We start from the raw sequence: 24,902 nt of genomic DNA on the forward strand, positions 1-24,902 counted from the left end.
CAATCGGCACCCGCTCCCCTCACCAGGTGCGCTGAAGCTCCGCGAACGCCTCGTGGAAACCGGGGAACGTCTTCCGTACGCAGCCGGGGTCGTCGAAGGTGATGCCCGGCGTACCCAGGCCGGTGACCGCGAACGACATCACGATGCGGTGGTCGCCGTGCGTGGTGATCCGGGCGGGGCGGGGCGCACCCGGCCGGATCTCGATCCAGTCCGGCCCGGTGGCGACGTCGATGCCGAGCGCGCGGAGGTTCTGCGCGCACGCCTCCAGCCGGTCGCACTCCTTCACCCGGGTGTTGCCGACGTCCTCGATCCGGACCGGGGACGCCGCGTAGGGGGCGATGGCGGCCAGCGTCGGCATGGTGTCGGAGATGTCGCGCATGGTGACCGTGAGCCCGCCGAGGCGGTCGGGGCCGGTGACGGTGGTTCCCGTCCCGGTCGTCCGGACGTCGGCGCCCATCCGCCGCAGCACGTCCACGAACCGCAGATCGCCCTGGAGCGCGCCGGTGCCGAGGCCGGGGACGGTGACGCTGCGCCCGGTGACGGCCGCCGCGGCGAAGAAGTAGCTCGCGGTGGAGGCGTCCGGCTCGACGGCGTACTCGGTGGCCCGGTAGCCGCCGGGCGGAACCGTGAACACCTGGCCCTCGCGGACCACTTCGACGCCGAAGCTGCGCATCATCGCGAGGGTGATCTCGATGTACGGGGCGGAGACGAGGTCCGTGACGGTGATGCGCAGACCCGTTTCGGTGAGCGGTCCGAGCATCAGCAGCGCGGTGAGGTACTGGGACGACTGGCCCGCATCGAGGGTGAGTTCCCCGCCCTTGATGCCCGTCGCGTCGATCCGCAGCGGGTGGTGCCCCTCGGCCTCCTCGTGCACCAGGTCGACGCCCAGCTCCTGGAGGGCGCGGGTGAGCGGGGCGAGCGGGCGGCGGCGCATCTGCGGTGACGCGTCGAAGCGGTAGACGCCGCGGCCCGCACTCGCGAGGGTGGGCAGGAAGCGGGCCGTGGTGGCGCCGTCCCGGCAGTACACCTGCGCCTCGGCCACCGCGGGGCCTTCGGGGCGGCCCTCGACGCGCCAGGCGTCCGGGCCGCGGTCCACCTGGTAGCCGAGTGCGGTCAGTCCCCCGGCGAACCCCTCGGTGTCGTCGGAGACGAGGGGGCGCAGCAGGGTGGTGGTGCCTTCGGCCGCCGCGGCCAGGAACAGGGCGCGGGCGGTGACGGACTTGGAGCCGGGGATTTCGATCACGGTCACGGACGGACATTCTGCCGTGCGTGCGCGCCGGGCGCCGGGGCGGTCCGGACAGTGGACCGCCCCGGGCAGGGGGTCAGCGGATTCTGCGGTGGACGTTGTCCGTCGTGGACGGTCCCGGGGTCGCGTCGGCGATCCAGGGGCCTTCGCCGGAGGGGTCGACGATGCCCTGTTCCAGCCAGGTGTACGTACCGGACAGGACCCCCGAGACCACCGTGCGGTCCAGGTCGTCGGTGTTGCTCCAGAGCCGGGTGAAGAGTTCGTCCACCCGGATGCGGGCCTGGCGGCAGAAGACGTCGGCCAGTTGGTACGCCTCGCGCCCGTGGTCGTCCGACGAGCGCAGGAGTTCGGCCCGTACGCAGGCCGCGCTCATCGCGAAGAGTTCCGCGCCGATGTCGACGATGCGGCCCAGGAAGCCCTGCTTGGTCTCCATCTTTCCCTGCCAGCGCGACATGGCGTAGAAGGTCGAGCGGGCCAGCTTGCGGGCAGAGCGTTCGACGTGGCGCAGGTGTACGGAGAGGTCCGGGTGGCCGTGCGGGTGGAACGCGGCGTACGCGCCGGGGAGCTGTCCCGGGCCCGCGACCAGCTTCGGCAGCCAGCGGGCGTAGAACGCGGTGGCCTGTCCGCCCGCCCGTGCCTTGTCCTTCAGCGAGGCGTCGGGGTCGATCAGGTCGCCCGCGACCGAGAGGTGGGCGTCGACGGCCTCCCGGGCGATCAGCAGGTGCATGATCTCCGTCGAGCCCTCGAAGATGCGGTTGATGCGCATGTCCCTGAGCATCTGCTCGGCGGGGACGGGCCGTTCGCCGCGGGCCGCGAGGGAGTCCGCGGTCTCGAAGCCCCGGCCGCCGCGGATCTGGACCAGTTCGTCCGCCATCCGCCAGCCCATCTCGGAGCCGTAGAGCTTGGCGAGCGCGGCCTCGATGCGGATGTCGTTGCGGTCCTCGTCGGCCATCTGGGAGGAGAGGTCGACGACTGCTTCGAGGGCGAAGGTGGTCGCGGCGATGAAGGAGATCTTGGCGCCGACCGCCTCGTGGCGGGCCACGGGCCTGCCCCACTGTTCCCGCTCGGCCGACCACTCGCGGGCGATTTTCAGACACCATTTGCCGGCGCCCACGCACATCGCGGGAAGCGAGAGGCGCCCGGTGTTGAGGGTGGTGAGGGCGATCTTGAGACCGGCGCCCTCCGGGCCGATGCGGTTCGCGGCGGGGACCCGGACCTGGTGGAACCGGGTCACGCCGTTCTCCAGGCCGCGCAGGCCCATGAAGGCGTTGCGGTGCTCGACGGTGATGCCCGGGGAGTCCGCCTCGACGATGAAGGCGGTGATGCCGCCCTTGCGGTCCTCGGTCCTCGGGACCCGGGCCATCACGACGAGCAGATCCGCGACGACACCGTTGGTCGTCCAGAGCTTCACCCCGTCGAGGACGTACGTGTCGCCGTCCGGGACCGCCGAGGTCGCCAGGCGGGCCGGGTCGGAGCCGACGTCCGGCTCGGTGAGCAGGAACGCCGAGATGTCGGTGCGGGCCAGCCTCGGCAGGAAGGTGTCCTTCTGCTCCTGGGTGCCGAACTGCTTCAGCGGCTGCGGGACACCGATGGACTGGTGCGCGGAGAGCAGCGCGCCGACGGCCGGGCTGGCCGAACCGATCAGGGACAGTGCCCGGTTGTAGTACACCTGCGTGAGGCCGAGACCGCCGTACTTGGTGTCGATCTTCATGCCGAGCGCGCCGAGCTTCTTGAGCCCGTCGACCGTCTCGTCGGGGATCCGCGCCTCGCGTTCGATCAGCGCGCCGTCGATCCGCGTCTCGCAGAAGACGCGGAGCTTCGCCAGGAAGGCCTCGCCGCGCCGGGCGGCCTCCGCGTCGGGCAGCGGATGGGGATGGATCAGGTCGAGGCGGAAGCGGCCGAGGAACAGCTCCTTGGCGAAGGACGGCTTGTGCCAGTCCTGCTCCCGCGCGGCCTCGGCGACCTGGCGCGCTTCACGCTCGGTGACCCGGGGCTTGTCGAGTGGTGCGGTCATGAGGGGTACTCCTCACCGCGGATGTGGGGTGGACACACCTGCCTGCGACCAGGGTGGTGCTACTCGTCCGTATCTACCCCATTCCTGCCACTGCGGCCACCCCTCGCGCGTACGAGGAGTGGCCGGGCCGGGAACAGCTGCGTCCGTTCAGGTCACGCGGTCACTACGGTCACAGCGAGACGCCCGTGAAGACCATGACCCGCTCGTAGGTGTAGTCCTCCATGGCGAAGCGCACGCCCTCGCGGCCGACGCCGGACTGCTTGGCACCGCCGTAGGGCATCTGGTCCGCGCGGTACGACGGGACGTCGCCGACGATCACGCCGCCGACCTCCAGGGCGCTGTGGGCGCGGAACGCCGCCTGCACGTCGTGCGTGAACACGCCCGCCTGCAGGCCGTACTTGGAGTCGTTGACGGCGGCGAACGCCGCTTCCTCCCCGTCGACCCTGGTGAGGGTCATGACGGGGCCGAAGATCTCCTCGCGGGCGACCGTGGTGTCCGCCGGTACGTCGGCGAGCACGGTCGGCGCGTAGGCGGCGCCGTCGCGGGTACCGCCGGCGAGCAGCTGGGCGCCCGCCTTCACGGCCTCGTCCACCCAGGTCTCGACGCGCCTGGCCGCGTCCTCGCTGACCAGCGGGCCGACGTCGGTGGCGGCGTCCGCGGGGTCGCCGGTGCCCTGCGCGGCCACGGCCGCGACGATCTTCGGGACGAGCCGGTCGTACACCGAGGCGTCGGCGATCACCCGCTGCACCGAGATGCAGGACTGGCCGCCCTGGTAGTTCGAGAAGGTGGCGATCCGGGACGCGGCCTGGTCGAGGTCCTTCTCGGAGGCGTAGTCGGCGAGGACGACGGCCGCGCCGTTGCCGCCGAGCTCCAGCGTGATGTGCTTGCGCGGAACCGAATCCATGATCGCGTAGCCGACCTTGTCGGAACCCGTGAAGGAGATGACCGGGAGCCGCTCGTCCTGGACGAGGGCGGGCATCCGGTCGTTGCTCACCGGGAGGACCGACCAGGAGCCCGCGGGCAGCTCGGTCTCGGCCAGCAGCTCGCCGAGCACGAGTCCCGACAGGGGCGTCGCCGGGGCGGGCTTGAGGATGATCGGCGCGCCGACCGCGATCGCCGGGGCGATCTTGTGGGCGCACAGGTTGAGCGGGAAGTTGAACGGCGCGATGCCGAGGACCGCACCACGGGGGAAGCGGCGCGTCAGCGCGAGGCGGCCCACGCCACCGGCGTCGGTGTCCAGGCGCTGTGCCTCGCCGCCGTTGTAGCGGCGGGCCTCCTCGGCGGCGAACCGGAACACCGAGACGGCCCGGCCGACCTCGCCGCGGGCCCACTTGATGGGCTTGCCGTTCTCGGCCGTGATCAGCTGCGCGATCTCCTCGGTGCGCTCGACCAGGCGGCGCGAGACGTGGTCGAGGGCGGCGGCGCGTACGTGCGCGGGGGTCGCCGCGAATGCGTCGCGGACCGCGTGGGCGGCGGCGACGGCCTCCTCGACCTGCGCGTCGGTCGGAACGGCGACCGTGCCGACGGTCCGGCCGTCCCAGGGTGAGGTGACGTCGAAGGTGTCCTCGCCGGTGGCCTGGCGGCCGGCGAGCCAGAAGGCATGGGTGGAAGTCATGAGATTCCGGCCCTTCCGTGGTGGTGGGTGGTTGATTCCAACGGTAGGGGTACCGGAGCGGCGTTGTGTTTGTCCGGGGTGGAGTGGTGGGGGCGGTGCGGGGTGACGGAATGTCGCGTGACAGGGCGGGGCGGTGAGTTGCGCCCCGCCCCGTCACCACGGACCGTTCCCCGATCGCGGGTCCGCCGCCTCCTGCCTGGTCACGGCTCGGCCGGTCGCGGGTCGGCCGGGCACGAGTCGGCCGGGCACGGCACCGCTGGTCACGGCATGCTGGTCGCCTTCAGCGCCAGCCACAGCTCCATGCGTACGTCCGGATCGTCCAGCGACCGCCCCAGGATCTCCTCCACACGCCGCATCCGGTAGCGCAGCGTGTGGCGGTGCACCCCGAGGTTCGCCGCCGCCGCGTCCCACTGGCCGTGGTGGGCGAGCCAGGCGCGCAGGGACGCCACCAGGTCGCCGCGGCCGGTCGCGTCGTGCTCGTGCAGCGGCCTCAGCATCCCGTCGGCGAACGCCCGTACCGCGTCGTCCGCGAGCAGCGGGACCACCGAACCGGCCGCCAGGTCCTCGTGCTCGACCAGGACCCGGCCCCGGCGGCGGGCGACCGAGAGCGCCTGTTCGGCCTGGCGGTACGCGGAGGCCGCGGCGATCGTGCCGGCCGGGGCCGACTGGCCGACGACCACCTCGCTCTCCTCGCCCGTGGGGACCGGGGGCTCCACACGAGCGCGGTCGGCCTCCAGCCCGCGGGCGTACGCCGTGCAGGCCGTGACCGCCGCTCCCGCGTCGGCGGCCAGCACGACCAGCCGTTCGCCCTCGGGGACCACGAGCACCATCTCGCCCGCGCGGGACGCACCGGACTCCAGGGCCTCGGCCAGTTCGTGGAGAGCGGTCGGTGCGCCCTCGGCGATGAGGAGTCGGTACGGAGCGTCCAGCAGACCGTTGTAGAGGTCCCCGGCGACCGTCCGCGCGTGGTCGGGCTCCCCGGCCAGCAGCATCCGGAGCACCGCCGCACCCAGCCGCTGCTCGGCCGCGCGCAGTGCACGCGAGCGCTCCGTGGTCAGGGTGAGCAGGGCGACCGCGGAGTGCACGGCGTACCGCTCGGCGGTGCCCAGGGGCGCGCCCGTGCCCACGGCGAGCGCGCCGTGCGGGCGGCGGCCGGTGCCGAGGGACTGGAGTTCGACGCGGTCGTCCGAGCCTCCGACGACGGCGCTCGCCGGGGCCGGGCGCCCGCCGAGCCGCGCCACGTCGGGGGTGAGCCGGGCGGCCCGGCGGGCGGCCCACTCCGGGGCGGCGGCCACGACGGCTCCGGACGCGTCGTACAGCGCGGCCCAGCCGTTCACGTGCGAGGCGAGCCGCGCCAGCAGGTCGCCGGGGCCGTCGCCGCCCAGCGCGGCCCGGGTCAGCTCGCGCTGGGCCTCGAAACCCGCGGTCACCGAGCGGTACTGGTCGGCCGCGATGGCCGCCGAGACCGCCTTGCTGATGGCCAGGAACGGCGTACGGCGGGGCACCTCCAGGAGGGGCAGGCCCTCCTCCTCGGCCGCGGTGACCAGAGTTGCCGGGATGTCCTCGTAGTGGACGCCCACCGCGAAGCCGAGCCCGACCACTCCGGCCTTGGCGAGCCGTCGTACGTACCGCCGCATCGCCTCCGGGTCCTCGGTGTCCAGCGTCATGGCGGTGATGAGGAGGAGCTCACCGCCCTCCATGTACGGAACGGGGTCGGCGAGCTCGCTCACATGGGCCCAGCGCACCGGCGTGTCCAGGCGGCCCTCCCCCGCTCGCACGGTCAGTTTGAGCGTGGAGTGGTGGACGAGCGAGGCGAGCGTGGGCGGCATGGCAGGACCGTAGGACCTTCGGCTGAAGAACGGGTGAGAAGTGCGCCGTCCCGTATGAACGGCTCCCCCGATTCTGCCAGGGCGTACGAGTCGCTGTACCGGATCAGCCGCGCAGATCCACCAGGAGCGGTGGCGCGTGTTCGCCGCGCACCGTGGTCAGGGACAGCACCGCGTGGCTCGCGGGCACGGAATGTGCCAGGTCGGAGGCCGACCACCGCTCGCGCTCGACCTTCCGTACCGTCACCGCGTCCGTCGTCACCGCCTTCCCTGTGACAAGTTTCCTGAACGAGTGGATGGCCCGGGTCAGCGGCTGATCTGCGAAGACCGTGCGCTGGGTGACGTCCCTGGTCTCCACCCACTCGGTGCCCCACGCCTCCGCGAACGACCGGCCCTCCCAGGTGGTCACACCGGAGAAGGCCATCCGGCAGCCGACGGCCCCGAGCAGCGCGGTGTGCAGTTCCTCCGGGACGTCGCTGAGACTGCGCAGGGTGAGTACCGCCCCGGCGTGGGCGGAGCGCAGCCGCTGGACGGAGCGGACCGAGTCGGCGGTGACGGTACGGGTCGCGTCGTCGAGGACGAGGCAGGCGAAGAGCGAGCGGTCGGCGCGGACCGACGCGCTCGCGGTGAACTGGGCGAGCACCAGCCGTGCGAGCACCCGCGAGGCCTCGGCGTGGCCGCGCTCGGGCAGGTCGATCCGGACCCGGACGGGGTGTTCCAGGGAACGCAGCGAGAAGGGCCTGGACCTGCCGTCGGTGTCGAAGAACCCGGCGAAAGCGGGCCGGTCGAGGGTGGCGACCCGGTCGGCGAGCGCGGGTCCGGGATCGCCGGGCGCTCCGGACTGCCGGGCGCGGGCGTCGAGTTCGCGCTGGAGGCCGAAGTGGCCGCCCGCGTCGAGCGCCTCGCGCAGGGTGGCGAGCGCCGCGGGCACTCCGTCGAGGAGCTCGCGCAGCTCGGGCACGGAGGGGAAGTGGCCGTGGGCCGCGCGGTAGGGGCCGAGCAGCTGGGCGAGCGCGGTGGACGCGCGCCTGCTGTCCACCTCGGGGAGGTCGCCGGTGAAGGCCTCGGCGAGTACGGCCGCGGCCTCGTCGGGGTCGGTGGTGCCGCCGTAGAGGTCGAAGTCGTACACGGAGGCGGGGTCGCCGAACTTGACCACCACGTCGTACGCGTCGTCGGGCCCGAGCTGGGTGCCCGCCGCGGCGACGACGATGACGGCGGCCTGGCCCGCGAGCGCCTGGAGGGCCAGCGATTCGACCACGGGCCGCACCAGATGGCGGGTCTTCCCGGTGCCGGGCGGGCCGACGGCCAGCAGCGAGGTGCCGAGCAGTTCGGGGTCGAGGGCGAGTCCGGTGCCGCGCCTGGCGTACGGATTGCGCTCGCCGGGCTCGACCGTGCCGAGCCTGACCTGGCGTTCGAACAGATCGTGCCGGGCCGCACGCACCGGCAGGTCACGGGCGCCGGAGGGGTGCACACAGGCCGCCGAACCCATCCTGCGCACCGCGTCGGTGAAGGATTCGAGCCGGGAGGGATCCGCCTGCACGGAGCGCCAGGCGCGGCGGACCCGGGTGTAGTCGACGTCGTTCATCCGCCCGGAGCGCACCTCGTCGGAGAGCCGGTCGGCGAGTTCGACGAGGCCCTGGGCCCGCAGCTCCGGCCAGTCGGCCGGGCCGGTGGCAGGTGCGTCCGGCGCGGCGCGGTGCGCGGTCGCGGCGTGCGGCGGCGCGGGGCGGTCCTGCGGGTGGCGGGCGGTCCGCAGCAGCGAACCCCAGCGGCCGAGCCTGGCGAACGGCCAGGCGATGGCGAGTGTGATCAGCGCGTACACCGTGTACGCCACGGCCGCCGCCGCGACCGGGTCGCCGCCGCCGGTCAGCCAGGGCCGCGGCAGCAGCATGAAGACCAGGTCGAGACCGGGCAGGGTGCCCGCCCAGACGAACATCCAGACGACGAACCCGACGGCCGCCGCGGCCACCGCGCGGACGCGCGGCCCCCGGCCGTCGACGGTGCGCTCGAAGAGCGCGCGCCAGTTCCCCAGCCGGCCGAATCCGTAGAGCAGCGCACCGGCGATCAGGAACCGGTAGAACTCCAGGGCCCGGACGGCACCCTCCGGCGCGGGTTCGCCCATCCGCTGGCGGCTCCACCAGTCGCCGGGGGTGAAGAGTTCCAGCGGGATGCGCCAGTACGGGATGTAGCCGTTGCGCCACAACGACCAGACCAGCACACAGGCCAGCAGCGAGATCACCGCGCCGCTGACCAGGGTGCGGCCGGGGACGTGCGCGGACTCCGGCGGGCGCTCCACGTGTCCGTACGCCCAGACGCCCGGCCCCGCGTGATGGCGCGGGGCGTCCAGCCACTCGGTGAGCACCGGGCCGGTCGCGGGTGCGTAGGTCGGCGCGGGCGGGACCACGGGCGGCCCGGCAGGACGCGGTAAGGGGGTGGCCCCCCGGGTGCCGCGTGCGTCGTACGTGCCTTCGGTGTCCATGACCCCTGCCCCCTGTACCAGCCAGGTCTGCCCTGTGCGGTGCGCCTCGATCTCGCGCCTCAATCTAGTGCCACGTGCCCACTGCCGGGCGCCGTCACGCGCCTATGTCCGTCACGGACAACGACACGCCCCGATCACTCCCGAACGGAGCATGCCGCGGCCCGGAGCGCACCCCTAGCCTGCTGAAAAGAGGAAGCGTCCGATTTCGTCCCACAGGAGCCCCCCATGTCCGCTCTCCCGCAGGAGCGCCGCGTCGTCACCGCCATCCCCGGCCCGAAGTCGCAGGAGCTGCAGGTCCGTCGCAACGCCGCGGTCGCCGCGGGTGTCGGCTCCGTGCTGCCGGTCTTCACGACCCGCGCGGGCGGCGGCATCATCGAGGACGTCGACGGCAACCGGCTGATCGACTTCGGTTCCGGCATCGCCGTGACCTCGGTCGGCGCGTCCGCCGAGGCCGTGGTGCGCCGGGCGTCCGCGCAGCTCGCCGACTTCACCCACAGCTGTTTCATGGTCACGCCGTACGAGGGGTACGTCGAGGTCTGCGAGCAGCTCGCCGAGCTGACCCCCGGCGACCACGCCAAGAAGTCGGCGCTCTTCAACTCCGGCGCCGAGGCCGTCGAGAACGCGGTGAAGATCGCCCGCGCGTACACCAAGCGGCAGGCCGTCGTGGTCTTCGACCACGGCTACCACGGCCGTACGAACCTCACGATGGCGCTGACCGCCAAGAACATGCCGTACAAGAACGGCTTCGGCCCGTTCGCGCCCGAGGTCTACCGGGTGCCCGTGGCGTACGCCTACCGCTGGCCGACCGGCCCGGAGAACGCCGGAGCCGAGGCCTCCGCCCAGGCCATCGACATGATCAAGAAGCAGATCGGCGCGGACAACGTCGCCGCGATCATCATCGAGCCGGTGCTCGGCGAGGGCGGCTTCATCGAGCCCGCGAAGGGCTTCCTGCCCGCCGTCGCGCAGTTCGCCAAGGACAACGGCATCGTCTTCGTGGCCGACGAGATCCAGTCCGGTTTCTGCCGTACGGGCCAGTGGTTCGCGTGCGAGGACGAGGGCATCGTCCCGGACCTGATCACCACCGCCAAGGGCATCGCGGGCGGGCTGCCGCTCTCCGCGGTGACCGGCCGCGCCGAGATGATGGACGCCGCGCACTCCGGCGGCCTGGGCGGTACGTACGGCGGCAACCCGGTGGCCTGCGCCGCGGCTCTCGGCGCCATCGAGACGATGCGGGAGCTCGACCTCAACGCGAAGGCGAAGCGCATCGAGGAGGTCATGAAGACCCGCCTGGCGGCCGTTCAGGAGAAGTACGACATCGTCGGCGACATCCGCGGCCGTGGCGCGATGATCGCGATCGAGCTGGTCAAGTCCGGCACCAAGGACCCGAACCCGGAGGCGACCGCAGCTTTGGCCAAGGCTTGCCACTCCGTGGGACTGCTGGTCCTGACCTGTGGCACCTACGGGAACGTGCTGCGTTTCCTGCCGCCCCTGGTCATCGGTGAGGACCTGCTGAACGAGGGTCTCGACTTGCTGGAACAGGCCTTCGCAGGCGTGTGACCTCCGGCTACAGTCGGGCACTGTGAAGAACGTGTGGGGGGCCGATGGCGGGATGGAGTTCCGTCTGTCGGCCCCCGGGGCATCTGCCGTACGGTTGCGGCAGATGAGAGAAACACCCCGCTCACAGGTGACTGTGAGCGATTCCAGGCAAGGGCCTCCCCAGCTCACGCCTGGCTGTGCCTTCGCGCACACCACCGGAGCTTCGGACTCCGGGTCTCCTCACCGATCGGATGGCCGCTCGCCCCACACCCCCCGGGGCGCGCGGCACACCGGTCCTGGCGGCCGCCCCGGAACTACCCCCCCTGTTCCCGGGCGGCCGGCTTCCCTTCCTCCCCGGACCCCGCTGCGGCGTGTGCTGTTCTCCGCGCTCGGCTGTGCGGTCCTCTTCGCGCTGATCACCTGGCAGGTCATGTCCACGGGGCCGCTGCTGCGGCTGGACGTGCGCGTCGACCACCAGCTGGTCGGCACCGGCCCCGGCCGGCTGAGCGCGTACCTCTCGGACCTGGGCAACGCGCAGGTCGCCGTGGTGGTCCTGGTGGCCGCGATGGCGTACGCGCTGTGGCGCGGCAGCCGTTTCGACGTGCTGGCCGCCGGGCTGGCGATGGCCGCGGTGCCCGCCCTGGTGGTCCCGCTGAAGCTCTGGGTGGCGCGGCCGGGACCGCTCGACCCGTCCACCGGGTACTTCCCCTCGGGTCACACGGCGACCGCGATGGTCGCGTACGGCGGAGCGGCCCTGCTGCTGGCGCCGTACACGCGGCGGAACTGGCCGGTACCCGCCGCCGTCGTCCTGACGCTGGCGACGAGTACCGGTCTGGTGCTGCACGGCTACCACTGGCCGCTGGACGTGGTGGCCAGTTGGTGCCTGTGCGGTGCGCTGCTGCTGATCAGCTCCACGGGTATGCGTCGAAGTTCTTCGAGAACTCCTCCTTGTTGAACAGGTCCCAGTTGATGGACCAGGTCATCAGGCCGCGCAGGTCCGGCCAGCTGCCGTGGGTGGCGTAGGAACCGCAGTCGGTCTTCTTCGTCAGGCAGTTGAGCGTCTTGTTCACATCGGCCGTCGAGGTGAAGCCGTTGCCCGCGTTGGTCGAGGCCGGAAGACCGATGGCCACCTGGTCCGGGCGGAGCGGGGCGAAGATCTTCGTCTGGTCGCCGGCCACCGGGAAGCCGGTGAGCAGCATGTCGGTCATGGCGATGTGGAAGTCCGAGCCGCCCATGGAGTGGTACTGGTTGTCGAGGCCCATGATCGAGCCCGAGTTGTAGTCCTGGACGTGCAGCAGGGTCAGGTCGTCGCGCAGCGCGTTGATCACCGGCAGGTAGGCGCCGGCCCTCGGGTCCTGTCCGCCGAAGGGGCCCGAGCCGTAGTACTGGTACCCGAGCTGGACGAAGAAGGTCTCCGGCGCCATGGTCAGGACGAACGTGTCGCCGTACTTCGCCTTGAGCGTCTTCAGCGCGGAGATCAGGTTGACGACGACCGGGGTGGTCGGGTTGCGGAAGTCGGTGTCGCCGGTGTCCAGGGAGAGCGAGTGGCCCTCGAAGTCGATGTCCAGGCCGTCGAGTCCGTAGTCGTCGATGATCTTCGAGACGGAGGAGACGAAGGTGTCGCGGGCGGCGGTGGTGGTGAGCTGCACCTGGCCGTTCTGGCCGCCGATGGAGATCAGCACCTTCTTGCCCGCCGCCTGTTTGGCCTTGATGGCGGCCTTGAAGGCGTCCGCCGACTCGACACCGGGGCACTCGGTGACCGGGCACAGGTTGAAGCGGATGTCGCCGGAGGTGGGCGACGTCGGTTCGCCGAAGGCCAGGTCGATCACGTCCCAGGAGTCCGGGACGTCGGCCATCTTCGTGTAGCCGGAGCCGTTGGCGAAGCTGGAGTGGAGATAGCCGACCAGCGCGTGCGCGGGCAGCGCCCCCGCGCCGGTGCCGCCTCCGCCCGTCGCGCCGGTGGTGGCGGTGACGGCCGCCGACTTCGACGACTCGCCCGCGGAGTTGGTCGCGGTGACCTGGAAGTTGTACGCGGTCTGCGCGGTGAGCCCGCTCACGGTGGCCGAAGTGCCGCTCACCGAGAGGGCCTTGGCGCCGTCGCGGTAGACCGTGTAGCCGGTCGCCCCGGGCACCGCGTTCCAGGAGAGGCCGACACCGGTGGCGGTGACGGTGCCGGTCCTGAGCCCGTCGGGAGCGGCCGGGAGCTGTACGGCGGGACCGCCGGGGCCGACCAGGCTGACGTCGTCGGCGTAGTAGGCGGGGGTGCCGTACCAGCCGTGCGTGTAGATCTGCACCGATGTGGTGCTCGCGCCGGTCTTGAAGGTGGTCTTGAGCTGTTGCCAGCTGCCCGCCGACTGGGTCCAGGTGGAGACGTCGGTGGTTCCGGTGCCGGAGGCGCCGAGATAGACGTAGCTCCCCTGCACCCAGGCGCTGAGTGTGTACGTCGAGTCGGGCGCGACCGTGACGGTCTGTGCGCACTGGGCGTCGTCCCCACCGGCCGGGGTCGCCTTGAGGGCCGAACTGCCGCCGTGCACGGGCGAGCTCACGGCGGCGCCGCTGCCCGCCGTACAGCTCCAGCCGTCCAGGCCGGACTCGAAACCGCCGTTCCCGGCGAGTTCCGAGTCGGCCGCGTGGGAGACCTGGGCCGTCGCGGCGAGTCCGCCCGCCGCGAGCGCGGCCGTGGCGAGCACGGCCAGGAGTCTTGAGCGTTCCACAACTGCCTCCGGACATGGGGGGATTGATGTGGTGAAGCGCGCTCAACATGGTCCAGACCAATTGGACTGTCAAGACTTCCCGCACGTGCCGACGGTGGTTCAGACCAATCCGTCACCAATGTCGTCCGCCATGAGGGCCGCCGCCTCGTGCATGGCCAGTTCGAGAAGGGCCGGATCGATGAGGGTCCCCGAACCGTCCGGGGCGATCAGCCAGCGCACCCCGCCGACCGGCCGGAAGGCCGGACGTCCGGGATGCGGCACCACGATCCAGGTGCCGTGTCCAACGCCGCGTACGCCCGTACCGATCCAGCGGGAGGCGGTGCCCGGGGGTACGAAGAAGCCCGTCCTGGCCTCCCCGAAGTCCGCGAGGACCGGACCCGGCCGGTCGACGAGGCGGGTCAGGACGTCCAGGGTCGGATAGCCGAGCTCCCCCGGAACGATGAGTACGTCCCAGCGCAGTCCGGCGGGCAGGAGCGCGACCCCCGACGGGTTGCGCTCCCACTCCCACCGGCACGCATCAGGGTCCGGTGCCACCGAAACGAGCCACTCCACCGCGGTCCTTGCCCCCGTGCCAACCATCGCCCGGCCTCCATTCGTGTACGCGCAGATGTTGCGTGCACAAGGAGAGAGGGGCCCGGCCGTGATCCATGACGCGGGTTCCGCACCTTTCCTGCGGTGAACCGGGTCACATCCGGATCGCGGCCGGTCCCCTCGGGGCCCGCTTCGCCCAGGACCGGGTCAGGCTCTGCTCAGCACCCGGTCAGGCTTCACTCGGAAGCGCTCGGACGTCCGGAGCGCTCGGACGTCCCGGATCGTTCCGGAGCCGGAGAGCGCTCAGGAGTCGAAGCCGAGTCCCAGCTTGTCCATCGACTTCAGCCAGAGATTGCGCCGCCCGTCCCGCTCGTCCGCCCGCGCCAGCGACCACTTGGTCAGCCCGATCCCCGCCCAGGCGAACGGCTCGGGCGGGAACGGCATCGGCTTGGTGCGCACCATTTCCAGCGCGGTGCGCTCCGTCCGCTCGCCGGAGAGCAGGTCGAGCATCACGTCGCCGCCGAACCGGGTGGCCCCGACGCCCAGGCCCGTGAAGCCCGCCGCGTAGGCGACCCGGCCGCCGTGCGCCGTACCGAAGAAGGCCGAGAACCGTGAGCAGGTGTCGATCGCGCCGCCCCAGGCGTGACTGAAGCGGATCCCTTCGAGCTGTGGGAAGCACTGGAAGAAGTGCTCGGCGAGCCTCAGATAGGTGTCGGGGCGGTGGTCGAGATCGGCGCTCATCCGCCCGCCGTACGGATAGATCGCGTCGTAGCCGCCCCACAGGATGCGGTGGTCGGCGGTCAGCCGGAAGTAGTGGAACTGGTTGGCGCTGTCACCGAGCCCCTGCCTGTTCCGCCAGCCGATCGCGGCCTGCTGCTCCTCGGTGAGCGGCTCCGTCATCAGCGCGTAGTCGTAGACCGGGACGGTGTACGGACGCACCCGCTTGACCAGCGAGGGGAAGATGTTCGTACCCAGCGCGACGTGCCGGGCGAAGACCCTGCCGTACGGCGTACGGACCGCCATCCCGGTGCCCGAGCGGGCCAGGTCGAGCCCCCGGGTGCGTTCGTGGATCCGTACGCCGAGACCGAGGCAGGCCTGCTTGAGGCCCCAGGCCAGCTTGGCGGGGTGCAGCATCGCCACCCCGTCCCGGTCGTACAGCCCGCCGAGGAAGGTCGGTGAGTCGACCTCGGACCGCAGCGCGTCCTGGTCGAGGAACTCACCGCCCCCGAGGCCGAGTTCGGTCACCTCCTGGTGCCACTCGCGCAACTCGTCGACCTGGTAGGGCTGGGTGGCCACGTCGATCTCGCCGGTGCGCTCGAATTCGCAGTCGATCCCGTACCGGGCGACGGCCGCCTCGATGGCGTCGAGGTTGCGCGCGCCCAGTTCCTCCAGCTTCTTGATCTCGCCGGGCCAGCGTTCCAGCCCGTTGGCGAGGCCGTGGGTCAGCGAGGCGGCGCAGAAGCCGCCGTTGCGGCCCGACGCGGCCCAGCCGATCTCGTTGCCCTCGATCAGTACGACGTCCCGGCCGGGGTCGCGCTCCTTGGCGAGCAGCGCGGTCCACAGACCGCTGTAGCCGCCGCCGACGACCAGCAGGTCGCAGCTGGTGTCGCCGGTGAGCGCGGGCAGGGCGGCGGGCTTGCCCGGGTCCTCCAGCCAGAACGACACCGGCTCGGCGTCGGCGAGTGATGCGGCAAGGGCACGGGTCATGGCGGCTGGGGCCATGGGTTCCACTCCTTCAGGGACTGCTTCAGTGCTGTGTGCTGTTCTTGCGGCGGTTGCTGATCAGCTGACCGCCGAGTACCACCAGTACCGCAATGATGAACATCGCCGTACCGATGACGTTGATCTGCACGGGCGTGCCGCGCTGCGCCGATCCCCAGACGTACATGGGGAAGGTCACGGTCGAGCCCGCGTTGAAGTTGGTGATGATGAAGTCGTCGAAGGAGAGCGCGAAGGCGAGCAGTGCGCCCGCCGCGATCCCCGGTGCGGCGATGGGCAGGGTGACCCGCAGGAAGGTCTGCACCGGGCTCGCGTAGAGATCGCGCGCGGCTTCCTCCAGCCGGGGGTCCATCGACATCACACGTGCCTTGACCGCCGTGACGACGAAGCTGAGGCAGAACATGATGTGCGCGATGAGGATGGTCCAGAAGCCCAGCTGGGCGCCCATGTTGAGGAAGAGCGTCAGCAGCGAGGCGGCCATGACGACCTCGGGCATCGCCATCGGCAGGAAGATCAGCGAGTTGATCGCACCGCGCGCCCGGAACCGGTAGCGGACCAGCGCGAAGGCGATCATCGTGCCGAGCACGGTGGAGCCGATCGTGGCCCAGACCGCGATCTCCAGCGAGAGATTGAGCGAGCCGCACATGTCCGCGACGCCGCAGGGGTCCTTCCAGGCGTCGAGGGAGAACCGCTGCCAGGTGATGTTGAAGCGCCCGTTGGGCTTGTTGAACGAGAACACCATCACGACGATGTTGGGCAGGATCAGATAGGCGAGGGTGATCAGGCCCGCGATGGTGACGAGATGGCGGCGGAGCCAGCGCGTGGAGTTCCTCAGCATCAGACCAGGTCCTCCGTGCCGGCTCGGCGGATGTAGACGGTGACCATGATCAGCACGATCGCCATGAGAATGAAGGAGAGCGCGGCGGCTGTCGGATAGTCGAGCACGCGCAGGAACTGCGACTGGATGACGCTGCCGACCATCTTGGTGTCGGTCGAGCCGAGCAGTTCGGAGTTGACGTAGTCACCGGCCGCCGGGATGAAGGTGAGCAGGGTTCCGGAGACGACACCCGGCATGGACAGCGGGAAGGTCACCTTGCGGAAGGTGGTGGCCGGGGTGGCGTAGAGGTCCCCGGCCGCCTCGTGCAGCCGTCCGTCGATCCGCTCCAGCGAGGTGTAGAGCGGCAGGATCATGAACGGCAGGAAGTTGTACGTGAGTCCGCAGACCACCGCCATGGGGGTCGCCAGCACCCGGCTGCCCTCGGTCCAGCCGAGCCAGCTGGTGACGTCCAGGATGTGCAGCGTGTTCAGCACGCCCACGACCGGGCCGCCGTCCGCGAGGATCGTCTTCCAGGCGAGCGTGCGGATCAGGAAGCTGGTGAAGAACGGCGCGATGACCAGGATCAGCACCAGGTTGCGCCAGCGGCCCGCCTTGAAGGCGATGAGGTACGAGAGCGGATAGCCCAGCAGCAGACAGAGGATCGTCGCCGTGCCCGCGTAGAGCAGGGAACGGATGAACTGCGGGTAGTACTCGTGCAGGGCGTCCCAGTAGGTCTGGAAGTGCCAGGTGACCCGGAAGCCCTCCTCCAGCGAACCGGTCTGCACGGACGTCGACGCCTGGTAGATCATCGGCAGGGCGAAGAAGACCACCAGCCAGACGATGCCGGGGAGCAGCAGCCAGTACGGGACGAGCCGCTTGCGGACCGGGCGCTTGTGGACCACGGGCCCGGCCTCGGGGGCGGCGGGCGGTGCCTCGGTGACGGTCACGCCGCCTCCTCGACACCTGCGGTGCCCGACTTCCCTGCGTCCACTGCCTGGCCCGCGTCGAGGCCGAAGGTGTGCTCGGGGTTCCAGTGCAGCACGACCTCGGCGCCGGGCCGAAGCCGTGCGTCGCGCTCGACGTTCTGTACGTAGACCTCCAGCTGCGGGCAGACCGGGCTGTCGACGACGTACTGGGTGGAGACCCCGATGAAGCTGGAGTCGGCTATCCGGCCGGTGACGCGGTTGCGTCCGTCGGCTATCTCCGCGGCGTCGTCCGCGTGCGCCAGGGCGATCTTCTCCGGGCGGACCCCGACGAGCAGCTTGCCGCCGCTGCTGGTGGCGGCCGTACATCGGCTCGCGGGCAGCCGCAGTTCGGTGCCGGACGCGTGCACGGTGATGTCCTTGCCCGCCGTGACGACCTCGGCCTCGATGAGGTTCGACGTGCCGAGGAAGTTGGCGACGAAGGTGGTCTGCGGGTTCTCGTACAGATCGGCGGGCGCGCCCAGTTGCTCGACCCGGCCGCCGTTCATCACCGCGACGGCGTCGGCCATGGTCATGGCCTCCTCCTGGTCGTGGGTGACATGGACGAAGGTGATGCCGACCTCGGTCTGGATCCGCTTGAGTTCCAGCTGCATCTGACGGCGCAGCTTCAGGTCGAGGGCGCCGAGCGGCTCGTCGAGGAGGAGCACCTGCGGGTGGTTGATGAGCGCGCGGGCGACGGCGACGCGCTGCTGCTGGCCGCCGGAGAGCTGGTGCGGCTTGCGGTGCGCGAAGTCGCCGAGCTGGACGAGGTCGAGCATGTCGCCGACCTGCTTCTTCACGGACTTGATGCCGCGCCTGCGCAGCCCGAAGGCGATGTTCTCCGTCACGTCGAGGTGCGGGAAGAGCGCGTACGACTGGAAGACCGTGTTGACCGGGCGCTTGTACGGCGGCAGGTCGGTGACGTCCCGGTCGCCGAGCCGGACCGTTCCGGTGCTGGGGTCCTCAAGCCCGGCGATCATGCGCAGGGTGGTGGTCTTGCCACAGCCCGAGGCGCCGAGGAGGGCGAAGAACGTGCCCTGGGGAACGGTCAGATCCAGCGGGTGCACCGCGGTGAAGGACCCGTAGGTCTTGCTGATCCCGGCGAGACGGACGTCGCCGCCTTCATTCGTCTGTGTCATGGGTACGGTCCCAGGTTCGTAAGGGAGGAGGAGCAGAAGGAAGCAGAGAAAGGGGGAGGTCAGGTGCCGATGAGCTTGGCGAACTTCTCTTCGTACGCCGTCTCTTCCTTGCTGGAGAGCGAGCGGAAGGAGTGCGACCTCGCGGCCATCGCCTTGTCCGGGAGGATCAGCTCGTTGGCCGCCATGGCGGGGTCGATCTTCGTCAGTTCCTCGCGCACGCCGTCGACGGGGCAGACGTAGTTCGTGTACGCGGTGAGCTTCGCGGCGACCGCGGGCTCGTAGTAGTAGTCGATGAGCCGCTCGGCGTTGGCCGTGTGCCTGGCCTTGACCGGGATCATCATGTTGTCCGTGGACGTCATGTAACCGGCGGCCGGGATCACGTACTTGACGTGCGGGTTGTCGTGCTGGAGCTGGGTGATGTCGCCGCCCCAGGCCACGCAGGCGGCGATGTCGCCCTTGTCCAGGTCGCTGATGTAGTCGTTCCCGGTGAAGCGGCGTATCTGGTTGCGGTCGACGCCCTTCTGGAGGCGGCCGATCGCGGCGTCGTAGTCGGCGTCGGTGACCTTCGCCGGGTCCTTGCCCATGTCGAGCAGGGTCATCCCGACGGAGTCCCGCATCTCGGAGAGGAAACTGACCCGGCCCTTGAGCTTCGGGTCGTCGAGCAGCTGGGTGACCGAGTCGACCTTCCGGCCGCCGGTCGCCTTGCTGTTGTACGCGATGACGGTGGGGATTCCGGCCCAGGGGTACGAGTAGGCGCGGCCCGGGTCCCAGTCGGGGCTGCGGAACTGGGCGGAGAGGTTGGCGTACGCGTGCGGGAGCAGTGACGAGTCCAGCCGTTCCACCCAGCCGAACCGGATCAGCCGGGCGGCCAGCCAGTCGGTCAGGATGATCAGGTCCCGGCCGGTGTCCTGGCCGGCCGCGAGCTGCGGCTTGATCTTGCCGAAGAACTCGACGTTGTCGTTGATGTCCTCGGTGTACTTGACCTTGATCCCGGTGCGGCGGGTGAACGCCTCCAGCGTGGGCCGGTGCTTCCCGTCGTCGGTGACGTCCATGTACTCGGTCCAGTTGGAGAAGTTGATCTCCTTCTCCTTGGCCGAGTGGTCGTCGGAGACCGGGGCCCCGCCGTCCCGTTTGGCTGCCGGGATACCGCAGCCGGTCAGGGTGGCGAGGCCGCCGGCCGTCAGCGCGCCGAGGCCCGCCGTACGCAGCAGCGCACGGCGGCCGAAGGCCCCTCTGCCGCTGGTCAGCGTGCGGTGGGCGGCGGCCAGCTGGGCCGGGGAGAGACGGTCTGGCTCGTACTGCTCCATGGGCGGTGTGCCCTTTCTTTATCGGTCCCCGAAGATCGTGCGGTGCCAGTCCTTGCGGGCCACCGCGGTGTTGTCGTACATGACGTGCTTGACCTGTGTGTACTCCTCGAACGAGTACACGGACATGTCCTTGCCGAAGCCGCTGGCCTTGTAACCGCCGTGCGGCATCTCGCTGATGATCGGGATGTGGTCGTTGACCCAGACACAGCCGGCCTGGATCTCCCGGGTCGCGCGGTTCGCGCGGAAGACGTCGCGGGTCCAGGCGGAGGAGGCCAGACCGTACGGGGTGTCGTTGGCGAGCGCGATGCCCTCGTCGTCGGAGTCGAAGGGCAGCACGACGAGGACCGGGCCGAAGATCTCGGCCTGGACGATCTCGCTGTCCTGGGCGGCGTCGGCGATCAGCGTGGGGAGATAGTAGGCGCCGTCGCCGTCGGGCGCCGCACCACCGGTCACCACCCGTGCGTAGCCACGCGCGCGCTCGACGAACGCGGCGACCCGGTCGCGCTGGGCATGGCTGACCAGCGGACCGAGGTCGGTCGACTCGTCGAAGGGGTCGCCGAGCCTGAGGGTGCTCATCAGCGCGGCGACGCCCTCCACGAAGGCGTCGTAGAGCGGGCGCTGGACGTACGCGCGGGTGGCGGCCGTGCAGTCCTGGCCGGTGTTGATGAGCGAGCCGGCGACCGCGCCGTGCACGGCGGCCTCCAGGTCGGCGTCGTCGAAGACCAGGAAGGGGGCCTTGCCGCCCAGTTCGAGGTGGATCCGCTTGACGGTGTCGGTGGCGATCTCGGCGACGCGCTTGCCGACGGCCGTCGACCCGGTGAACGAGGTCATGACCACGTCGGGGTGGCCGACGAGGTGCTCGCCCGCCTCCTTCCCGAGGCCGTTGACGATGTTGACGACGCCGTCCGGGATGCCCGCCTCGGTCGCGGCCTGCGCGAACATCAGCGAGGTGAGCGGGGTGATCTCGGCGGGCTTCAGCACGATGGTGTTGCCCGCGGCGATGGCGGGCAGGACCTTCCAGGCGGCCATCTGGAGCGGGTAGTTCCAGGGGGCGATGGAGCCGACCACGCCGATCGGCTCGCGCCGTACGTACGAGGTGTGGTCCCCGCTGTACTCACCCGCGGACTGGCCCTGGAGGTGACGGGCGGCGCCCGCGAAGAAGGAGGCGTTGTCGACCGTGCCGGGGACGTCGAACTCACGGCTCAGCTTGATCGGTTTGCCGCACTGGAGGGATTCGGCGTACGCGAACTCCTCGGCCCGCTCGGCGAGTACCGCCGCGAAGCGGTGCAGCGCGTCGGAGCGCTCGCCCGGGGTCGCCGCGGACCAGCCGGGGAAGGCCGCGCGGGCCGCCGCCACGGCGGCGTCGACATCGGCGGCACCGGCCGTCTCGTAGCTGAACACCACCTTGCCGGTCGCCGGGTCGACCACGTCCTGGGTCTTCCCTGAGGAACCGGGCCGCAGCTGCCCGTCGATGTACTGTGCGCCCGCCGCGAAGCGGTCCTGCACCTGGAAGCTGTTGACCATCGTGCTCTCCGTAGCTCACGCTCGAATTGAGTGCCGATCCTGGCAGAGCAACAGATATGCAACAAGTGATTCCGTTGTTTCCTTTTGGTTACGCGACGGAATCGGTCGACCATGTGTCGCGTCGGCCAGGAAATCCACGACGGAGTGTCAGTGGCGGCTGCCAGACTCCCGTGCATGGAGAGGACCGACGCACTCGCCGCCCGGATCGACGCGGGCGAGCGGATCAAGTTTCTGGCCTTCTGGGGGCATACGCCGAGGCCGGACGGCCGTATCGGGACGAGTTGTCTCAGTCAGTGGTGGCCGTCACCGTTCGAGGTCGACGGCGTGCGGTACGCGACGGCCGAGCACTGGATGATGGCGGCCAAGGCACGGCTCTTCGGCGACGCGGACGCGGAGCGCGCGGTGCTGGCGGCGGCGAACCCCGCACTGGCGAAGAAGGCCGGGCGGCTGGTGCGCGGCTTCGACGAGGAGATATGGCAGCGCGAGCGCTACGGAATCGTGGTCGAGGGCAGCGTGCACAAGTTCGGCGCGGACGCGGCGCTGCGTGAGTTCCTGCTGGCGACCGGGGACCGCGTGCTCGTCGAGGCCAGCCCGATGGACCGGATATGGGGCATCGGGCTGGCCGCGGACGACGAGCGGGCCCAGCAGCCGGCCCGCTGGCGCGGGCTCAATCTGCTGGGGTTCGCGCTGATGGACGCCAGGGACCGGCTGCGTACGGCGACCGGCTGACGGACCGCCGCACGCGGCCGGTCCGGTTACCGTCCGGCGTCGGTGGCCAGCGCGCTGGAGTACGAGGAATCGTCCCCGTAGTCGTACGAACCGGAGTCGTCGCTGTTCGCGATGGTCCAGATCATCAGGCTGAGAAAGGCAGCGCTGAACAGGATCCCGACCGAGCCCAGGATGATCCCGGCGAGCGCCATGCCGCCGTTGTTCGCCTCGCCGCGGTTGGCCCGCTTACGGCCCAGGATCCCGAATATCAGGGCGAGTCCGCCCAGGATGATGCCCAGACCCCAGCCGCAGAAGAAGACCACGCTGATGATGCCGAGCACCAGCGCGGCGGTCCCGAAGCCGTTCTCCGGACCACGCTGGACGGTTCCCCAGCCGCCCTGGCCGCCGTACCCCGGGTATCCGGGGTAGCCACCGTAGGGAGCGGGGCCGGGCTGCTGGCCCGCCCCCGGGTAGGACGGGTAGCCGTACGCCCCGGGGGCCTGTCCGGGACCGTTCGGCCCGATCGGCGGGGGCGGTACGGAGCCGGGCGGCGGGAATCCGGGCGGTGCGAAGCCCGGCTGCGCGAACCCGGGCGGCGCGAACCCGGGCTGCGGATAGCCGGGAGGTGCCGAACCGGGCTGCGGGTCACCCGGCTGCGCGGGACCCGGCTGTCCCGGAACGGCGCCGGAGGGAGCCTCCGGCACGGCCGTGACCGTCTGCTGATCGTGCACCGGACTCTGCGGCTGCGGCGGTGTCTGCGGCTGCAGCTTGTCCAGCGGCACCTTGTTCTCGCTGTTCCCGGGCGGAGCCCATGGGTCCTTCGGCGGTTCGGGATCCCCCGAAGGGTGCGGTACGTGGTCTGACATGGGCCTCCCCCATCCTCGGCTCGTCATGCTAAGGCCTGCATGCCGGACGGGCCCCGGGGCCCGCACCCCGGACCACCCGCCGGGAGAGCGTGCCTACGATGTTCTCCGACCGGCAGCACCGACCACACCCCCGACCGCACCCCGGAGGACCCCCGATGACCGACCTGCACCCCTTCGTCGCGGGGCTCCCCAAGGCCGAACTGCACGTGCACCACGTGGGTTCCGCGACGCCGCGCATCGTCGCCGAACTCGCGGCGCACCACCCGGACTCCATAGTGCCCACCGATCCCGAGGCGCTCGCCGACTACTTCACGTTCACCGACTTCGGGCACTTCATCCAGGTGTACCTCTCCGTGGTGGACCTGATCCGTACGCCGGAGGACGTGCGGCTGCTGACCTACGAGATCGCGCGCGACATGGCCCGCCAGAACATCCGGTACGCGGAGCTGACGGTCACCCCGTACTCCTCCACCCGGCGCGGCATCCCCGAGGCCGCCTTCATGGAGGCGATCGAGGACGCCAGGAAGTCGGCCGAGTCGGAGCTGGGCACCGTACTGCGCTGGTGCTTCGACATCCCGGGTGAGGCGGGGCTCGAATCCGCCGCGGAGACCGCGCGGCTCGCGGTGGATCTGCGCCCCGAGGGGCTGGTCTCCTTCGGGCTCGGCGGCCCCGAGATCGGGGTGGAGCGCCCGCAGTTCAAGCCCTTCTTCGACCGGGCGCGCGCGGCGGGCCTGCACTCGGTGCCGCACGCCGGTGAGACGACGGGCCCCGAGACCATCTGGGACGCGATCAACCACCTGGGCGCGGAGCGCATCGGCCACGGCACCAGCGCGACGCAGGACCCGAAGCTGCTGGCCCACCTCGCCGAGCAGCGCATCGCGCTGGAGGTGTGCCCGACCTCCAACATCGCGACCCGGGCCGTCCGTTCGCTCGACGAGCACCCGGTCAGGGAGATGGTGGACGCGGGCGTCCTGGTGACGATCAACAGCGACGACCCGCCGATGTTCGGCACCGATCTCAACAACGAGTACCTGGTCGCCGCCCGGCTGCTGGACCTCGACGAAGCGGGCATCGCGGCCCTCGCGAAGAACGCCGTCGACGCGTCCTTCCTCGACGACGCGGGCAAGGCCCGGCTGACCACGGAGATCGACACGTACACCGCGAACTGGCTGGCGCGGTAGCCCTCGACGGGAGGGGTCGGCGAGGATGACTCCATGCGCACCGTCACTGCCGTCGGCCACCGCGGCGATCCCTATCTCTTCCGTGAGAACACCCTGCCCTCCGTCCGCTCCGCGGTGGAGCGGGGCGCGGACGCGGTGGAGATCGATGTCCGGCTGACCCGCGACGGCGAGGCCGTGCTGCTGCACGACGCGACACTGGAGCGGCTGTGGCGCCACGACCGACCGCTCTCCCGGGTGTCGGCGGACGAACTGCGGGGGCTCACGGACGGTGGCGTCCCCACGCTCCGCGAGGCGCTCCTGGCGGCCGGCGGCCATCGCGTCATGATCGATCTGCCGGATGCCACACCGGCCGCGGTCCGCGAGGTCGTCGCCGTCGTGCGGGAGTGCGGCGCGGGCGAGCGCGTGTACTACTGCGCGGGGCCCACCACCATGCTCCGTGTGCGGGAGGCCGATCCCGGCGCCGAGATCGCCATGACCTGGACGACGCTCGCCCCGCCGCGTCCGGTACTGCTCGACGCGGTGAAGCCGCGCTGGCTCAACTACCGTTTCGGGCTGCTGAGTCCGCAGCTGTGCGAGCGGGTGCACCGGGACGGGCTGCTGGTCTCGGCCTGGACCCCGGACACCAAACGCGCGATGCGGCGGCTGATCGGCGCCGGCGTCGACTCGATCACCACGAACCGCGTCGACGCACTGTGCGCGGTCCGCGCGGCCTGACCGG

The 24,902-nt window shown here is 71.0% G+C and carries 19 protein-coding genes; 5 read left to right on the forward strand and 14 right to left on the reverse strand.

All coding sequences use genetic code 11. The annotated features are described in order from the left end of the window. Window positions 1-19 precede the first annotated feature (19 nt). From aroA to NBY69_RS00230, 5 genes are all read right to left on the reverse strand, one after another. Window positions 20-1,249, reverse strand: coding sequence for a 3-phosphoshikimate 1-carboxyvinyltransferase (gene aroA, locus NBY69_RS00210; RefSeq protein ID WP_250297467.1), 1,230 nt, complete (start codon window positions 1,247-1,249; stop codon window positions 20-22). Between the two features lie 73 nt (window positions 1,250-1,322). After that, window positions 1,323-3,260 carry an acyl-CoA dehydrogenase family protein gene (locus tag NBY69_RS00215; protein WP_250297468.1) on the reverse strand — a complete coding sequence of 646 codons (1,938 nt, stop codon included), beginning with the start codon at window positions 3,258-3,260 and terminating at the stop codon, window positions 1,323-1,325. A 169-nt stretch (window positions 3,261-3,429) separates the two neighbouring features. Further along, window positions 3,430-4,875: an aldehyde dehydrogenase family protein gene (locus NBY69_RS00220; protein ID WP_250297470.1), complete on the reverse strand. Its 1,446-nt coding sequence runs from the start codon at window positions 4,873-4,875 to the stop codon at window positions 3,430-3,432. A gap of 260 nt (window positions 4,876-5,135) precedes the next feature. Beyond that, window positions 5,136-6,704 (reverse strand): PucR family transcriptional regulator, encoded by a 1,569-nt coding sequence (locus NBY69_RS00225; protein ID WP_250297471.1) that lies wholly within the window; start codon window positions 6,702-6,704, stop codon window positions 5,136-5,138. Between the two features lie 103 nt (window positions 6,705-6,807). Then, window positions 6,808-9,180, reverse strand: coding sequence for an ATP/GTP-binding protein (locus NBY69_RS00230; protein ID WP_250297473.1), 2,373 nt, complete (start codon window positions 9,178-9,180; stop codon window positions 6,808-6,810). 225 nt (window positions 9,181-9,405) lie between these two features. Here NBY69_RS00230 and gabT point away from each other — a divergent pair, with 225 nt between their 5' ends. Continuing rightward, complete coding sequence (gene gabT / locus NBY69_RS00235) at window positions 9,406-10,737, forward strand: 4-aminobutyrate--2-oxoglutarate transaminase (RefSeq protein ID WP_250297474.1); 1,332 nt, start codon at window positions 9,406-9,408, stop codon at window positions 10,735-10,737. 103 nt (window positions 10,738-10,840) lie between these two features. Next, window positions 10,841-11,671 carry a phosphatase PAP2 family protein gene (locus NBY69_RS00240; RefSeq protein ID WP_250297475.1) on the forward strand — a complete coding sequence of 277 codons (831 nt, stop codon included), beginning with the start codon at window positions 10,841-10,843 and terminating at the stop codon, window positions 11,669-11,671. Here the strand turns inward: NBY69_RS00240 and NBY69_RS00245 are convergent. The 8 genes from NBY69_RS00245 to NBY69_RS00280 all read right to left on the reverse strand — a co-directional run bounded on the left by NBY69_RS00245 (window position 11,622) and on the right by NBY69_RS00280 (window position 21,429). Next, entirely contained in the window at window positions 11,622-13,430 is a 1,809-nt protein-coding gene (locus NBY69_RS00245; protein WP_250297476.1) for a chitinase, read from the reverse strand. The genes NBY69_RS00240 and NBY69_RS00245 overlap by 50 nt on opposite strands. Before the next feature lie 99 nt (window positions 13,431-13,529). Continuing rightward, window positions 13,530-14,009, reverse strand: a complete 480-nt coding sequence (locus NBY69_RS00250; protein WP_250297477.1) for a hypothetical protein — start codon at window positions 14,007-14,009, stop codon at window positions 13,530-13,532. Window positions 14,010-14,264: 255 nt separating this feature from the next. After that, window positions 14,265-15,683, reverse strand: a complete 1,419-nt coding sequence (locus tag NBY69_RS00255) for an FAD-binding oxidoreductase (protein WP_250297479.1) — start codon at window positions 15,681-15,683, stop codon at window positions 14,265-14,267. 25 nt (window positions 15,684-15,708) lie between these two features. Further along, on the reverse strand, window positions 15,709-16,518 hold the full coding sequence (locus NBY69_RS00260; RefSeq protein WP_250297480.1) for an ABC transporter permease: 810 nt from the start codon (window positions 16,516-16,518) through the stop codon (window positions 15,709-15,711). Then, the gene (locus NBY69_RS00265) at window positions 16,518-17,444 is read right to left on the reverse strand and encodes an ABC transporter permease (RefSeq protein ID WP_250297482.1); all 927 of its coding nucleotides are present in this window, start codon (window positions 17,442-17,444) and stop codon (window positions 16,518-16,520) included. The genes NBY69_RS00260 and NBY69_RS00265 overlap by 1 nt, the downstream gene beginning before the upstream one ends. Continuing rightward, entirely contained in the window at window positions 17,441-18,598 is a 1,158-nt protein-coding gene (locus NBY69_RS00270) for an ABC transporter ATP-binding protein (RefSeq protein ID WP_250297484.1), read from the reverse strand. The genes NBY69_RS00265 and NBY69_RS00270 overlap by 4 nt, the downstream gene beginning before the upstream one ends. A gap of 59 nt (window positions 18,599-18,657) precedes the next feature. Continuing rightward, entirely contained in the window at window positions 18,658-19,905 is a 1,248-nt protein-coding gene (locus tag NBY69_RS00275) for a spermidine/putrescine ABC transporter substrate-binding protein (protein ID WP_250297485.1), read from the reverse strand. Window positions 19,906-19,923: 18 nt separating this feature from the next. After that, window positions 19,924-21,429: a gamma-aminobutyraldehyde dehydrogenase gene (locus tag NBY69_RS00280; RefSeq protein ID WP_250297487.1), complete on the reverse strand. Its 1,506-nt coding sequence runs from the start codon at window positions 21,427-21,429 to the stop codon at window positions 19,924-19,926. 174 nt (window positions 21,430-21,603) lie between these two features. On the opposite strand from NBY69_RS00280, the gene NBY69_RS00285 reads away from it, so the two are divergent. After that, window positions 21,604-22,158 (forward strand): NADAR family protein, encoded by a 555-nt coding sequence (locus NBY69_RS00285; protein ID WP_250297488.1) that lies wholly within the window; start codon window positions 21,604-21,606, stop codon window positions 22,156-22,158. 26 nt (window positions 22,159-22,184) lie between these two features. Here the strand turns inward: NBY69_RS00285 and NBY69_RS00290 are convergent, their stop codons facing one another. Next, window positions 22,185-23,003 (reverse strand): DUF4190 domain-containing protein, encoded by an 819-nt coding sequence (locus NBY69_RS00290; RefSeq protein ID WP_250297489.1) that lies wholly within the window; start codon window positions 23,001-23,003, stop codon window positions 22,185-22,187. Between the two features lie 155 nt (window positions 23,004-23,158). Here NBY69_RS00290 and NBY69_RS00295 point away from each other — a divergent pair, with 155 nt between their 5' ends. Then, window positions 23,159-24,184: an adenosine deaminase gene (locus NBY69_RS00295; protein ID WP_250297490.1), complete on the forward strand. Its 1,026-nt coding sequence runs from the start codon at window positions 23,159-23,161 to the stop codon at window positions 24,182-24,184. A gap of 33 nt (window positions 24,185-24,217) precedes the next feature. Then, the gene (locus NBY69_RS00300; RefSeq protein ID WP_250297492.1) at window positions 24,218-24,898 is read left to right on the forward strand and encodes a glycerophosphodiester phosphodiesterase; all 681 of its coding nucleotides are present in this window, start codon (window positions 24,218-24,220) and stop codon (window positions 24,896-24,898) included. Window positions 24,899-24,902: the final 4 nt, after the last annotated feature.

The sequence above is a fragment of the Streptomyces sp. A 4/2 genome, assembly GCF_940670765.1.
In the GTDB taxonomy this organism is placed as follows: Bacteria; Actinomycetota; Actinomycetes; order Streptomycetales; family Streptomycetaceae; genus Streptomyces.

Excerpts from the sequence above, each read along its gene's own strand:
- NBY69_RS00215 (WP_250297468.1), bottom strand. The coding sequence starts at position 3,260 with ATGACCGCACCACTCGACAAGCCCCGGGTCACCGAGCGTGAAGCGCGC.
- NBY69_RS00220 (WP_250297470.1), bottom strand. The coding sequence starts at position 4,875 with ATGACTTCCACCCATGCCTTCTGGCTCGCCGGCCGCCAGGCCACCGGC.
- NBY69_RS00225 (WP_250297471.1), bottom strand. The coding sequence starts at position 6,704 with ATGCCGCCCACGCTCGCCTCGCTCGTCCACCACTCCACGCTCAAACTG.
- NBY69_RS00230 (WP_250297473.1), bottom strand. The coding sequence starts at position 9,180 with ATGGACACCGAAGGCACGTACGACGCACGCGGCACCCGGGGGGCCACC.
- gabT (WP_250297474.1), top strand. The coding sequence starts at position 9,406 with ATGTCCGCTCTCCCGCAGGAGCGCCGCGTCGTCACCGCCATCCCCGGC.
- NBY69_RS00240 (WP_250297475.1), top strand. The coding sequence starts at position 10,841 with ATGAGAGAAACACCCCGCTCACAGGTGACTGTGAGCGATTCCAGGCAA.
- NBY69_RS00250 (WP_250297477.1), bottom strand. The coding sequence starts at position 14,009 with ATGGTTGGCACGGGGGCAAGGACCGCGGTGGAGTGGCTCGTTTCGGTG.
- NBY69_RS00255 (WP_250297479.1), bottom strand. The coding sequence starts at position 15,683 with ATGGCCCCAGCCGCCATGACCCGTGCCCTTGCCGCATCACTCGCCGAC.
- NBY69_RS00260 (WP_250297480.1), bottom strand. The coding sequence starts at position 16,518 with ATGCTGAGGAACTCCACGCGCTGGCTCCGCCGCCATCTCGTCACCATC.
- NBY69_RS00270 (WP_250297484.1), bottom strand. The coding sequence starts at position 18,598 with ATGACACAGACGAATGAAGGCGGCGACGTCCGTCTCGCCGGGATCAGC.
- NBY69_RS00275 (WP_250297485.1), bottom strand. The coding sequence starts at position 19,905 with ATGGAGCAGTACGAGCCAGACCGTCTCTCCCCGGCCCAGCTGGCCGCC.
- NBY69_RS00280 (WP_250297487.1), bottom strand. The coding sequence starts at position 21,429 with ATGGTCAACAGCTTCCAGGTGCAGGACCGCTTCGCGGCGGGCGCACAG.
- NBY69_RS00285 (WP_250297488.1), top strand. The coding sequence starts at position 21,604 with ATGGAGAGGACCGACGCACTCGCCGCCCGGATCGACGCGGGCGAGCGG.
- NBY69_RS00290 (WP_250297489.1), bottom strand. The coding sequence starts at position 23,003 with ATGTCAGACCACGTACCGCACCCTTCGGGGGATCCCGAACCGCCGAAG.
- NBY69_RS00295 (WP_250297490.1), top strand. The coding sequence starts at position 23,159 with ATGACCGACCTGCACCCCTTCGTCGCGGGGCTCCCCAAGGCCGAACTG.
- NBY69_RS00300 (WP_250297492.1), top strand. The coding sequence starts at position 24,218 with ATGCGCACCGTCACTGCCGTCGGCCACCGCGGCGATCCCTATCTCTTC.